Here is a 13,068-nt window from a genome sequence, read left to right as displayed (position 1 = left end):
CTAGCGGACCTGGGCCTTAACGGCTTCAACCTTGTCACCGGCACGGACAAAGCCCTGCCCCAGGGTGATAATATCTGCCTGTTCACCTAAACCGGATAACCAGATACCGTCACTTTCGCTTTTTACGATATTAATCGGCGTGAATACCACGATATCATCAACCACAGATTTAATGCCGACATTACCGGACTCATCCAGCGCCAGCAGTGCAGGAGAAACCTTAACCGCCGGCAGATTTTTCATGGCGATGCTCACTTCGCTGCTCACTCCCGCCAGGGTCTGGTAATCACCGTTATCCAGGGTTATTTCGATTTTAAAAGTATTGGTGGCTTCATCGGCAACACTGGCAATATAACGGATAGTCCCCTGCTTTAATTCCTGCCCCAATAAACGCACATCGGCTGTTTTGCCGGCGGTTAAAAAAGGCACCTGGTTTTCCGTGGCATAGGCACGCACCACCAGGGGATCAAGGTCGGCAATCACGGCAATATCATCGCCGGAAGCAACATAGTCGCCGACTTCCACCATACGGGTATTTAATACGCCATCAAAAGGTGCGCGGATCACGGTATTTTCAATATCGATTTCCAGACGGGCAACTTCCGCTTTTGCGGCTTCGAGATAGGCAAAGGCACGGGCCAGATCGGCTTCCCCCTGGTGCCCTTTGGCATGTAGTTCTTTTGCTCCCCGGTATTCAATTTCCCTTTGTACCAGTAAAGCCTTGCTATGGGCCAGTTGCGCTTTAAGATCGTTCAGGGCGATTTTCACAATCACCTGTCCCTGCTTTACCTTAGAACCGCGCTCTGCATAAACGGCGGCAATCTTCCCGCGTACTTCTGCCTTCAAGGTGGTAATGCGATCCGGCTCGGTACGGCCGTAAAGCTCTATCACTTCAGAAACATTTTCGGCAAAGCGGGTATCGATTTGCACCTTAGGGATAATGGTTTCTTTGATACCGGCGTCCATGTCTTCTTCGTTGGCCTGCGCAGAGCCCGACAACATGCCCGATAACATCCATATGACTAAAGCTGCGGCAATCACTACCGCGAAGATATAAGGTCGTTCTGCCAGCCATTGACGGCGGCCACTTGCCATGTTGTTCATATTATTTCCCAAGCACTGCGTTAATTTAAGAAAGTAAGAGAGTTAACGACCGTTATTATATCGCCTATACGCGGGAATTAGTGTAAAAAATTGTTAGCGAATGATACGAATATCAACAAAGAACAGAAACAGGTAAGAAAAAATAGCAGAGCAGAAAAATACAGCAGATGATTTACATTAAGGACACAGACAGCAAATGCCTGCGCCCTTTAGAGCTTGATGGCTAGATCGAGAAAGACGAGCCACAGCCACAGGTAGTCGTGGCATTGGGGTTGTTGATCAAAAACCGGCTGCCTTCAAGACCTTCGGTATAGTCGACTTCACCGCCGACCAGATATTGCAGACTCATGGGGTCCACCACCATAGTGACGCCATTTTTTTCTATGGTCATATCACCGTCATTGACCTTCTCATCAAAGGTAAAACCGTATTGAAAACCAGAACAGCCGCCCCCGGTAACATACACCCGTAATTTCAGCTCCGGATTTTCTTCCTCGGTGATCAAGGTCATCACTTTATTGGCCGCAGCATCGGTAAATTGAATAGGCAATTCGGGGTTTGACATGTATCTTTTCTTCGCACTAGAGGGTTTAAAAGCCAATTATCTTAAACCTGACCTCTTTAATCAAGTATTAGTGTCGAAGTTTGTAGATCATTTTTAACTATCATAGGCCAGGGATAGCTTTCATCCAACCGACGATATTTTTGCCATTTGCCTTTGGGCAAGATGGCGGCAACCTCAACTTTCTCGGGAACAAAAGCTTCCGGCAGGGTAAATTCCCCTTCAATCACCTGGAAATATTGAAAGCTGAATTTTAAGTCTTCCCGCTTTAAGGTCGAGATATCGGCAAGTTTAATTTCACTGGGTTTATCATTTAAACTGCCGCTTAACGCCAGCTCAACAAAACCTTTGGCATAACGTTTTTTCAGCACCTGCTGCACCAGCACCACCTGGAAACGATAATGGTTCGGGCTTTCGGTAGGCGTCACCGAGACTTGGTCTATCACCAGGCCGTCTGCCTGCTTCTCCGGCGCCATCACTTTTTCATAAAACGCCAGTTCTTTTTTCAGCTGGTAATGCTTTTCTCCCATCTCCTTAAGGCTGTCCTGGGTGCCCTGGTTTGCCAGGCGCTCAAAGGCAAGTTCCGCTTCCAGAGTATTGATCTGGCGGACATATTCCACCTGCCGGGCATAATAATCATCCAGACGGGCCTTTTGCTGCTCCAGGGTCTGTACCTGAAAACTATGGAAACGGTTGCCCAGGCGATAACCGCAATAGACACAAAGTCCGACCAACGCCAGGATCAGGATTGTCAGGCGAAACGGCCCCAGGCGTCCCGGTATAGTGTTAAAATTATTCTTTGCTAACCAGTTCATTTGTAAAGTATTATATATCCTACAACTAATAAGGGGTTATGTGACGACATCGGATATAAGATCGTCTTTTTTGTTTATGGTATCAGCTGCTTCCCTCAGAAAAAGACTGGCCTTGCCGAAAACGTCCTGGCAGTTATGCCTGCTGGCCATTATTGGCGGCGCTGTCTCTGCACTGCTGGTGATCCTTTTTACCCTGAGCATAGATCTGCTCCAGCAGTTTTACCTAACAAAACTTGGTGACTATACCAGTTTAAGCGGCATAAGTCGTTTGCTATTGCCAATAATCGGCGTCTGCGGCATTTTGCTCTTTGCCAGATTAACCGGGTTTCACTACCTCAGGGCCGGTATTCCCTTTGTTTTGCACCGGCTGAAAATTTCCTACGGCATTATCCCGTTAAAAAATACCCTCAACCAGTTTGTCGGCGGCGTGATCGCCCTGTCCACCGGTTTTTCCCTCGGCAAGGAAGGCCCGGCGGTGCATCTTGGCGCCGCCTGTTGCGGCTATCTCGGCAGTAAGCTGCACCTGCCTTTTAACAGCATCAGAACCTTGTCCGCCTGCGGCGTTGCCGCCGGTATCGCCGCCTGTTTTAATACCCCGGTAGCGGCGGTAATTTTTGTTATGGAAGTCATTTTACGGGAATACAAGGTGCATATGTTTATTCCCGTCATGCTCTCCGCCATTGTCGGCTCCATGATCACCCGCAGCTTTTTGGGCCAGGCCCACGGACTGGACTTTTTTACCCATGTCTCTTTCGGCCCGGAGCATTACCTGCCGCTGATCTTATTGGGGGTTTTACTCGGTTGTCTGGCTTCTGCCTTTAATCACCAGCTGGTGTTGATCATCAAATATTTTCAGCGCTGGCATATCACCACCCGGTTGCTGGTAGCCGCCGTAATTACCGGCACCCTGGGCTATTTTTTCCCCTATGCCATGGGCATAGACAGCAGCGCCATTTCCTTTACCCTGGCTAACCAGGATCAGCTCTCGGTATTGCTGCTATTGCTGCTGGCCAAGTTTTTGATGACCATCTTTGCCATCGGCTTAGGCGTACCCGGCGGTATTGTCGGCCCTATTCTCGGCATAGGCGCCATCGCGGGTACCTGCTCCGCCCTGATGATTATGCAGCTGTTACCCGGGGACTATGTCGCCAGTGATTTTGCCCTGATGGGCATCGCAGGCTTTATGGCCGCTACCTTAAATGCGCCGTTGGCAGCATTGCTTGCTGTGGTGGAGCTTTCCAACCAGGTAGAGCTTATCATCCCGGCGATGTTGTCGATCGCCAGCTCCTGTTTGATCTCCGGACAATTTTTCAGAAACCGTTCGGTATTTTTGATGCAGCTGGATGTGCAGCAACTCAGTTACCGCAAACCGCCGATTGAAAGTTCCCTGCAAAAAATCGGGGTCGCCGGCGCCATGAAAACCGAATTCAGCTTGCTGGAAAGCCCTTCTCCGCAATCGATTGCCCAAGCTTTAACCTCATCGGATAGCAAGGCGCTGCTCATCAAAAAGCCGCTGCAAAATTCAAATGACTATTATTTCGCTGAGTTTAACGTCCCAAATCAAGCTCCTTCGGCGGAAACCGTGGTAAAACATAAAATGACGCCGCTTTCAAGCCAGGAAACATTAGCCGAGGCTTACCTGGCCCTGGGGGAAGCACGTTGCGGCGCCGTATATATCTATCACAGGGACCCGGACAATATCCTGGGTTTTATTACTTTTGAACAAATTCGTCGTTATCTATTAGAAGGAAAGCTCCGTTCATGACAAGTCTACTCTGGTTAAAAGCATTTCATGTGATTTTTATGGTGGCCTGGTTTGCCGGGATTTTTTACCTGCCACGGCTGTTTGTCAACCATGCAGAAACCGACAATAAAGATATCAGCGAACACTTTAAGGGCATGGAGCGCAGGTTACTTTATTTCGTCACGCCTTTTGCCATTTTCACTATCGTCCTGGGCCTAGCGATGATCTTTCTCTATGGCCACGCCTGGTTTGTGCAATCAACATGGCTGCACATCAAAATCACCCTGGTGATTTTCCTGGTCGCCTATCACCTTTATTGCTTTAAGTTGGTGAAAGATTTCCGCGAAGATAAAAACACCCGCTCCGGCAAGTTTTACCGCCTCTTCAATGAAATCCCGGTGCTGATTTTATTTGCCGTGATTATCCTGGCTTATGTAAAACCTTTTTAGCACTTAGCCCCTGATTATTTTCCCGTACCAAATAAAGGTGCGGGAAAGCACCAACAGAAAATATTCCCATCCGGTTGAACAATTTCCTTTACCGGCTGTCCAACAGCAAAATCCCGCTCCAGCCAATAAAAGCCGTTTTTATGATCCAGCTCTGCTTGTGCCGAAATTTTCCCCCGCCATTCGATTATAAATTTTCAACGATACACATATATGCTATATTCCTGCGGCATTTTACCTCTAGCTTAACCAAAGCACGGGTAAAACTTTAACCATGAAACAGCGGTAATTTATCTGTGTCTTAACAAGCACACAAATAAAGTTTTAACCATGAAATAGCAAATTTACTCGCTCAGGTAACCCATTATGATGAAGTTTCAAGGCAGCCATATCCTTTCCGTCTCGCAATTTGACCGGGATGCAATCTCCAGAATATTAGAAGTTTCTGCCCGCATGGCTCCTTATGCCGCCAGAAAAAAGCGCTGCCACGTGCTCGATGGCGCCATATTAAATAATCTTTTTTTCGAACCCAGTACCCGTACCCGGGTCAGTTTCGGCACCGCCTTTAATTTACTCGGCGGTTATGTCCGGGAAACCGTAGGTGAAGAAAATTCTTCGTTAAGCAAAGGAGAATCCCTGTTTGATACCGCCCAGGTACTGAGCGGCTATTCCGATGTTATCGCCATGCGCCACCCGAAAATTCTTTCCGTGGAAGAGTTTTCCAAAGGCAGTACGGTACCTGTGATCAACGGCGGCGACGGCGCCAACGAACACCCGACCCAGGCCCTGCTCGATTTATTTACTATAGAGTCGGAAATGGCTCCTTTTGGCAAAGGACTCGACGGTCTCAATATCGTACTGATGGGAGATCTTAAACACGGCCGCACGGTACATTCACTGTCGAAACTGCTCAGCCTGTATAACAACCTTAAAATTACCCTGGTCTCCCCCAAGGCGCTGCAAATGCCGGATAATGTTGTCTCTATCCTCAGCAATGCCGGCCACAGGGTGGAAATTACCGATCAACTGGGCACCAGCCTCGCCTGCGATGTGATTTACCAAACCCGAATTCAGCAGGAAAGGTTTTCCGATAAAGCCGAAGCCGATTTATACCGCGGCCATTTCAGCTTAAACAAGCAGGTTTACCAGCAATACTGCAAAGAAAATACCGTGATCATGCACCCCCTGCCCAGAGACTCCCGCCCGGAAGCCAATGAGCTGGATGTTGACTTAGATGATATGCAAAACCTGGCCATTTTCCGCCAGGCACAAAACGGCGTTCTGGTACGCATGGCGTTATTTGCCTTGACCCTGGGCGTGGAAGACAAATTAAGTGAATTTGAACAACCGGTTCACTGGTACACAAACAAAAATTAAAGCGAAATTATTATGCAAAAATCTCAACAATTATTTGAAAATGCAAAAGATATTATTCCAGGTGGCGTAAACTCACCGGTACGTGCCTTTAATGGTGTCGGTGGTACCCCTTGCTTCATCAAGCGTGCCGAAGGCGCCTATATTTATGATGCAGATGACAAAGCCTATATCGATTATGTCGGCTCCTGGGGCCCGATGATCTTAGGCCACAACCATCCGGCCATCCGTGAAGCCGTGATCGAAACCGCACAAAACGGTCTCAGCTTCGGCGCGCCCACCGAGCTGGAAATCACCATGGCGGAGAAAGTCCGCGAACTGGTACCGTCGATGGAATCCCTGCGTATGGTCAGCTCAGGCACAGAAGCCACCATGAGCGCCATCCGTTTGGCCCGCGGTTACACCGGCCGGGATAAAATCCTGAAATTTGAAGGCTGCTACCACGGGCACGCCGACTCCTTATTGGTCAAAGCCGGCTCTGGCGCCCTGACTATGGGCGTGCCAAATTCTCCGGGCATCCCGGAAGATTTTGCCAAACATACCCTGACCGTCAGCTACAACAAACTGGACGAAGTTAAAGCCATGTTTGAAGCGGTAGGACAGGAAATCGCCTGTATTATCGTTGAGCCGGTTGCCGGCAACATGAACTGCATCCCACCGGTGGAAGGTTTCCTCGAAGGCTTGCGTGAAATTTGCGACCAATACGACAGCGTATTGATTTTTGATGAAGTGATGACAGGTTTTAGGGTTGCCTTAGGCGGCGCCCAGGCGTTTTACAATATCACCCCGGACCTGACCACGTTAGGTAAAGTGATCGGCGGCGGCATGCCGGTTGGCGCTTTCGGCGGTAAAAAAGCCATTATGGATTATATCGCCCCAGTAGGCCCGGTTTACCAGGCTGGCACCCTATCCGGCAACCCTATCGCCATGGCCGCAGGCCTGGCATCTCTCAATGAATTGTCCCAGGGAGATAAACACCAGCAGCTGGCCAGCGCCACAGAAAAACTGGCAATGGGCTTTAAAGCCGCAGCAGAGCGCAACGGTGTCTCGTTAAGTATTAATTATGCCGGTGCCATGTTCGGTTTCTTCTTCACCGATGAAGAGCAGATCACTACCTATGAGCAGGCCACCGCCTGTGACGGCGAGAAGTTCAAACGTTTCTTCCATTTGATGTTAGAGCAAGGGGTTTACCTGGCACCTTCGGCGTTTGAAGCCAGCTTCCTGTCTACCGCCCATAGCGAAGAGATTTTAGATAAAACCCTGGCTGCGGCTGATATCTGTTTCGCACAACTCTAATCTTCTTTGATCACCTGCTAAAAAAGGCAAGCTATTGGCATAGCTTGCCTTTTTATTTACCATATTCACAACAGTAAAGCCGGATAAAGTCCCTAATTCGCTTCCGTCATCACCAGTTCGCTTTGCAGCCAGTCATACGCCTGTTGCCAGCCTAACTCCAGACCGGAAAAACTTTTCAGGTTCCAGTCGTCCATGGCACGCTTTTCCAATAACTCCCTGGTAATCTGCTCGCTCTGCTTATTGTAGGTAACCACTGCCATGGCCTTGATCTTTTCATAAGAAACCACAGTGAGCTGGGCTTCATAGGTAAAAGTGTAGTTATTGATTCTGTGCACTAAAATACCGAGATCGCCGGAAAATTCAGACGCCAGGAAATCATCACACTCTTCTGTCATTTCCAGCGTGATTTCAACGCCTTCGTCCACGATAATTTCTGCGATGTTTTCCGATAGGATATTTACATAACCAAAACTTAACTTATGCTTCATACTTCTCACTTCCTTTTGTTTTAATTGTGTATTTTACTAGAGTAGCAAGCAGACAATAATGATATTGCTCAATGAAGTTTTAATGACAACTCCCGAAATGTTTTTGATGTGCTGCCGTTACCAAACCCTGGCTCCTGCTTCGGCTAAGGGTTAGCCGAAGCAAAATATTAACATAAATTTACAACGTGTTAATAAGAAGAGCCTATTTGTTAACTATAGTTCAAGAATTTTTATTTGCGTGATTTTCCTTTAGTGAGCTTTTATTTGCCAAGCAAACGCTCCAGCCAGGAGCGGGTATCCGGACGTTTCTGCAGGCAATTTTCGTTCACCCGAATAGCCAGGCTGATGGCAGGATAAAGCTCGGTATTATCGCATTCATCCGTGACCGCATTACCGCTTTGGCGTTCAAACAAGGTCATGGCGATCCCTTCCGGCATCACCACCTGCTTCTCAACAACCCCCTGTTGCTTTAAAAAATCGGCAAATAACACCAGGGCGCCGCTGCTGCCGGTAAGGCCCATGGATTTGTTATCGTCACGTCCGACCCAAGTGGTTACCAGGTGACGGGCATCGTAACCGATAAACCAGCTGTCGCGTAAATCATTGGTGGTGCCGGTTTTACCCGCCACCTGCTGGTCTTTCAAACGCCAGCTCAGGGAGCGGGCGGTACCCCGCTGCGTGACCTGCTCCAGGGCGTAATCAAGCAGGTAGGCGGCGTTTTCCGACATCCTGGGCTCAGCCGGGCGGTCAAACTGCCATAAGCTTTCTCCCTGTCCGGAAACAATATGGGTGATGGTGTGCGTTTGCTGATAAGCCCCCTGCGCGGCAATGGGCAAATAAAGCTGGTTGATTTCCATCGGCGACATATTGATAGAGCCCAGCAACATCGACGGCCGGGTGGTAATATCGCGCTGATAACCAAGTAAATGAATGGCATCGGCAACCGCATCCAGCCCCAGAGACATACCCAGATTTACGGTGGGAATATTTAATGACAATACCAGACTGTCCATCAAAGAGACCTGCTCCCGGTACTTGCCGTCATAATTTTTCGGCCGCCATTCTTTACCGCCGTCGCTGGCCAGGGTAATGGCCTTGTCATCAAGTACGGTGGCAAAGTTATATTCTTCATATCTTTCCAGCGCCGCCAGATAAACTGCGGGTTTGATCAAAGAGCCCACCGGGCGCCTGGCGTTTAACGCCCGGTTAAAACCGGAATAATTGCTTTTACGGCCGCCGCTTAATGCCCTAATTTCACCGCTGGCAATATCGGTCACCAGCATCGCCGCCTGCAATTCTTGCTGGCCGCTGCTTTTTTCCAGCGCCGCCAGGCGCTTGGTAATGGTTTGCTCCAACAAATCCTGGCTGCGGTGGGAAAAGCCGGTAAAGACCTTGATATCCGACAGCTCCCGGTAGTTTTCCAGATGCTGGGATAACTCGCGTTTCACCTGCTGCAAATAAGCCGGGTACTTTTGTTTCACCAAACGGCGGGACTTTCGCACCGATAGAGGATCATTGAGCGCCTGCTCAAAATCCGGCTGACTTAATAAGTGGTGCTCATACATCAGGCGGAGAATAAGGTCGCGCCGCTTTTTGGCGCGCTCGGGGTAACGCCAGGGATCATAATAACTCGGTCCCTTGATCTGGCCGATCAACAGTGCCATTTCTCCGGCATCGAGCTGATTAACACTTTTGCCGAAATAAAATTTTGCCGCCAAACCAAAACCATAGATACCGTTGGCATAATGCTGGCCGAGATAAACTTCATTGACATAGGCTTCAAGCAACTGATCTTTGCTATACCTGTACTCAAGAATGAGCGACATCAGGGCTTCATTGACCTTACGCCACAGTGTTTTTTGCCGGGTTAAAAACATATTTTTCACCAGCTGCTGTGTCAGGGTGCTGCCCCCCTGCACCGTACGACCGGCCCGGATATTTTGTACCAAAGCCCTGAGAATGCCGAGCGGCGAAACCCCGGCATGAAAATAAAAATCCCTGTCTTCTACCAGCAATAGGGTATCGAGCAAGGCTTCAGGGACATTTTCCAATCCTACCAAGACTCTGTCTTCTTTGTTTTCCGGTACGATGCGATCCAAAAGTACCGGCTCAAGCACTAACTGCGCCGACGGTTCATTGTCCCGATATAAGCGAGAGATCTGGCCCTGGTTGACATCCACGGTCAACTCTGCGGCAGCTTCTATGCCTGAGCCGAAATCAAAGGCGCGGCGAAAAATAATGATGCGCTTTTTAGATAAGGCAAATTGCCCGGGACGGCTGACCCTGGCCACTTTTTGATAACCGTTGTAAGTTAATGAGGAAGCCAATGCCTTTAAATCCAGCGGCTCCCCCACCAGCAGGGTTTCGGTCCGGCCAAACACCTGTACCGGCACCTGCCACTTTTGCCCCTCAAAGGTGCGGCGAACTTTACCGTCCAGGTAGATGGCGTACCCCCCAAGGACCAGCAAAGCCACCAGGGTTAATTTCATTCCGGTAAAAAACAGCCAGCGTAGCCAGCCTCTGCTGCGGACAGCGGCCTTTGCCTGTGTTTTTTGCTTGTTACTTTTTTTACTGGTTTTACTGCTTGTTGCTTTTTTCTTCGCCATTTTAATTCTGCTCTAACATAAGGTTGCCACGGGCTAAGATTTGCGCGGTTTAATGGATCTGCCTGCTTTTTCCAGCAAGGGCTGCTCCGGCCAACGGTGTTTCGGATAACGACCACGCATGTCTTTTGCCACTTCAAAATAAGAGTTTTGCCAGAAGTGGTTTAAATCACTGGTCACCTGAATCGGCCTTTTCGCCGGTGACAACAATTCAAAACATAACGGGGCCTTGCCCCAGGCCAGCAGAGGTGACGCCAGCTCGCCGAACACTTCCTGCAACACCACAGACACTTTAGGGTTATGCTGCTGGCTATAGGTGATTTTGACTTTTTTATCCGATGGCGTCAGATAATACTCTGGCGCCTGCTGCTCCAGCTCAGCCTGTTTTGACCAATCCAGGGTTTGCTTTAATACCGACAGCAGGTTGATTTTTTTCAGCTCGGCCACCGAGCTGATGCCGCTCAGGTAAGGCTGCAACCATTCCGATAATTGTTCCAACATATTCTTTTCGGTGAAGACCTCAAAACTGCTGTCATATAACGCCAGCCACCTGGCCCTGTCCAGCCAGGACAGGGATGCTTTATCCCAGGGCAGAATGGCCAGCTTAGTTTCTTTTACCGCCGCCAGCAAACAGGCTTCAATGACCGCTTTATCCGGCTCGGTTATCGTTTGCCTGCTTATAACCAGCGCCCCCAGCTTATGCTCGACGGTACCGGATATTCTGTTTTTTTCTTTATCGTAACGGTACTGGCTTTTTTGCTTTAGCTGGTCGCCAAACAGGGATTTAATGTCCTCCAGGCTGACAGGCGCCGCCAGATAAATACGCCCCTGTGTTTTTTGCCCGTCTACCTGGGGTGCGACTAAAAAGGCTTCTTCCGCCAGCGGATCATCGTCGAACAGCATCGCCCCTTTGCCGTTGGCTAACTGGAAATTGGCGGCATGGCCTACGCGCCGTTTGCCTATCCGGTCCGGATAGGCCAGCGCCAGCAGTTGCCCGCTGTATTGATGAATGTCGGCCAGGCTATAAGCCCGGGCCTGGTTATCGCCGCCAAGCTTTCGCTGCCAGTTACGGCTGTTTTGCAGCGCCTGCTCGGCAGCAAAGGTCGTTAAAGGATATTGCCCGCGGGCCTTATTGCGCTGGCGGCGATAATCTTGCAGGGCAATTAACCGGGCATTCAGATCTGCCCCCTGGCCGCTGGTAAAGATATCCCGCTCCGACAGCAGCGCCGCCAAATCGCAGGCCAGGGTCAGCTGCTGCCATTTTTTCCCCTGCATCAGCATTTTGGCAAAGCGCGGCTCTATGCCTAAGGCAATGCCCTGCTGGCCGGTCTCGGTTATGCCGCCGTCTTCATCGAGCAGGCCGACTTCGGTGAGCAGGTTTTTCGCCTGCTGAAAATGTGCGGCCGGCGGCGGCGTCAACCAGCTAAGCTCGGAAATCTGTTTTACCCCCCACATCGCCAGCTCGAGCACCAGGGAGGCAAGGTCAACCACCTTGATTTCTTCTTCGTAATAATCCGCCAGCTGATGGTGCTGGCTTTCGGTCCACAAGCGGTAACAGCTGCCTTCGCTGAGACGGCCGGCCCGGCCTTTTCTTTGCTCTGCCGATGCCTTGGACACCATACAACTGACCAAACGTGTCATGCCGCTTGAAGGATCATACAGGGATCTTTTGCTTAAACCGGTATCGATCACGCAGCGTATGCCTTCTATGGTCAAACTGGTTTCGGCAACATTGGTGGTAAACACCAGCTTACGCCGCCCTTGGGCATCCGGCAAAATCGCCTGTTGTTGCTTGTCTGCCGACAATTCACCATATAAGGGCAACAGCAGTACATCGAGATCGCGATAATCCGGCGCCAGGATTTCAATCGCCTTATTGATCTCCCCTTTACCCGGGAGGAATATCAGGATATCGCCTTCATGCTCGCGAAAGGCCGCTGCCGCTGTCTTTTTCAATGGCTCAAGATAACTGTAACGGCCGGTCGCCGGTGTTGGCCGGGGCAGATAAAAAGTCTCCACCGGAAATACCCGGCCGGGGCAAATCACCACAGGCGCATCCGACAAAAACTTGCTGACCGCCGCCGTGTCTATGGTGGCAGACATCACCAGGATTTTCAGGTCATCGCGCAGGGCCTGTTGAATTTCCAGGCCCAGGGTCAAAGACAGATCGGCATGTATGGAGCGCTCGTGAAATTCATCAAAAATAATCAGGCCGATATCCGCCAGTTCGGGATCATGTTGGATCCTGCGGGTGAGTATGCCTTCGGTCACAATTTCCAACCTGGTGGTTTTAGAGCAGGTATTATCATTTTTTACCTGATAACCGACACTTTGCCCGACTTTTTCCCCTAACTGAGCTGCCAGGTAGGTAGCAATAGACTTAGCCGCCAAGCGCCTGGGTTCAAGCATAACGATTTTTTTGCCTGCGCCGATATTCGCCTGTAACAGGGACAGGGGCACCTTAGTGGATTTACCGGCGCCGGGGTCCGCCTGCAATACCAGGGTGTTGTTTGTTGTCAGTAACCGGGTGATCTCAGGCAGGAAATCGTCAATGGGCAGTGATTTAGTCAAGGTTATGTCTTTAATGCAAAGTAATATCAAAGGCATATAATAAACATGAGACGCACTCCCGCAAA

Annotated in this window: 10 protein-coding genes; 4 read left to right on the top strand and 6 right to left on the bottom strand. The window is 49.9% G+C overall.

Going from position 1 to position 13,068, the window contains the following annotated elements; translation table 11 throughout:
• From QL234_RS20260 to QL234_RS20250, 3 genes are all read right to left on the bottom strand, one after another.
• A complete protein-coding gene (locus tag QL234_RS20260) occupies positions 1 to 1,104 on the bottom strand; it encodes an efflux RND transporter periplasmic adaptor subunit (protein WP_281559594.1) in 1,104 nt (367 codons plus the stop codon).
• A gap of 223 nt (positions 1,105 to 1,327) precedes the next feature.
• Complete coding sequence (erpA, locus tag QL234_RS20255; RefSeq protein ID WP_044830542.1) at positions 1,328 to 1,669, bottom strand: iron-sulfur cluster insertion protein ErpA; 342 nt, start codon at positions 1,667 to 1,669, stop codon at positions 1,328 to 1,330.
• Between the two features lie 56 nt (positions 1,670 to 1,725).
• Positions 1,726 to 2,481, bottom strand: a complete 756-nt coding sequence (locus QL234_RS20250; protein ID WP_281559593.1) for a DUF6776 family protein — start codon at positions 2,479 to 2,481, stop codon at positions 1,726 to 1,728.
• A gap of 40 nt (positions 2,482 to 2,521) precedes the next feature.
• Here QL234_RS20250 and QL234_RS20245 point away from each other — a divergent pair, with 40 nt between their 5' ends.
• The 4 genes from QL234_RS20245 to hemL all read left to right on the top strand — a co-directional run bounded on the left by QL234_RS20245 (position 2,522) and on the right by hemL (position 7,341).
• The gene (locus tag QL234_RS20245) at positions 2,522 to 4,246 is read left to right on the top strand and encodes a chloride channel protein (RefSeq protein ID WP_281559592.1); all 1,725 of its coding nucleotides are present in this window, start codon (positions 2,522 to 2,524) and stop codon (positions 4,244 to 4,246) included.
• Complete coding sequence (hemJ, locus tag QL234_RS20240; RefSeq protein ID WP_281559591.1) at positions 4,243 to 4,674, top strand: protoporphyrinogen oxidase HemJ; 432 nt, start codon at positions 4,243 to 4,245, stop codon at positions 4,672 to 4,674. Before QL234_RS20245 ends, hemJ begins: the two co-directional genes overlap by 4 nt.
• 363 nt (positions 4,675 to 5,037) lie before the next feature.
• Positions 5,038 to 6,048 carry an aspartate carbamoyltransferase gene (locus tag QL234_RS20235; protein WP_281559590.1) on the top strand — a complete coding sequence of 337 codons (1,011 nt, stop codon included), beginning with the start codon at positions 5,038 to 5,040 and terminating at the stop codon, positions 6,046 to 6,048.
• 12 nt (positions 6,049 to 6,060) lie between these two features.
• On the top strand, positions 6,061 to 7,341 hold the full coding sequence (gene hemL / locus QL234_RS20230) for a glutamate-1-semialdehyde 2,1-aminomutase (protein ID WP_281559589.1): 1,281 nt from the start codon (positions 6,061 to 6,063) through the stop codon (positions 7,339 to 7,341).
• Between the two features lie 92 nt (positions 7,342 to 7,433).
• Here hemL and QL234_RS20225 read toward each other — a convergent pair whose 3' ends face one another.
• From QL234_RS20225 to hrpB, 3 genes are all read right to left on the bottom strand, one after another.
• The gene (locus tag QL234_RS20225; RefSeq protein ID WP_281559588.1) at positions 7,434 to 7,829 is read right to left on the bottom strand and encodes a hypothetical protein; all 396 of its coding nucleotides are present in this window, start codon (positions 7,827 to 7,829) and stop codon (positions 7,434 to 7,436) included.
• 260 nt (positions 7,830 to 8,089) lie between these two features.
• A complete protein-coding gene (mrcB, locus tag QL234_RS20220; RefSeq protein WP_281559587.1) occupies positions 8,090 to 10,435 on the bottom strand; it encodes a penicillin-binding protein 1B in 2,346 nt (781 codons plus the stop codon).
• Positions 10,436 to 10,468: 33 nt separating this feature from the next.
• Complete coding sequence (gene hrpB / locus QL234_RS20215; protein WP_281559586.1) at positions 10,469 to 13,003, bottom strand: ATP-dependent helicase HrpB; 2,535 nt, start codon at positions 13,001 to 13,003, stop codon at positions 10,469 to 10,471.
• Positions 13,004 to 13,068: the final 65 nt, after the last annotated feature.

It is taken from the genome of Thalassomonas sp. RHCl1 (assembly GCF_947387555.1).
Lineage (GTDB): Bacteria > Pseudomonadota > Gammaproteobacteria > Enterobacterales > Alteromonadaceae > Thalassomonas.
This window is presented reverse-complemented; position numbering and strand designations above follow the sequence as displayed.

What these genes read in the sequence shown, in the direction of transcription:
- hemJ (WP_281559591.1), top strand. Translation starts at nt 4,243, where the DNA reads ATGACAAGTCTACTCTGGTTAAAAGCATTTCATGTGATTTTTATGGTG.
- mrcB (WP_281559587.1), bottom strand. Translation starts at nt 10,435, where the DNA reads ATGGCGAAGAAAAAAGCAACAAGCAGTAAAACCAGTAAAAAAAGTAAC.
- QL234_RS20235 (WP_281559590.1), top strand. Translation starts at nt 5,038, where the DNA reads ATGATGAAGTTTCAAGGCAGCCATATCCTTTCCGTCTCGCAATTTGAC.
- QL234_RS20225 (WP_281559588.1), bottom strand. Translation starts at nt 7,829, where the DNA reads ATGAAGCATAAGTTAAGTTTTGGTTATGTAAATATCCTATCGGAAAAC.
- QL234_RS20260 (WP_281559594.1), bottom strand. Translation starts at nt 1,104, where the DNA reads ATGAACAACATGGCAAGTGGCCGCCGTCAATGGCTGGCAGAACGACCT.
- hemL (WP_281559589.1), top strand. Translation starts at nt 6,061, where the DNA reads ATGCAAAAATCTCAACAATTATTTGAAAATGCAAAAGATATTATTCCA.
- erpA (WP_044830542.1), bottom strand. Translation starts at nt 1,669, where the DNA reads ATGTCAAACCCCGAATTGCCTATTCAATTTACCGATGCTGCGGCCAAT.
- QL234_RS20250 (WP_281559593.1), bottom strand. Translation starts at nt 2,481, where the DNA reads ATGAACTGGTTAGCAAAGAATAATTTTAACACTATACCGGGACGCCTG.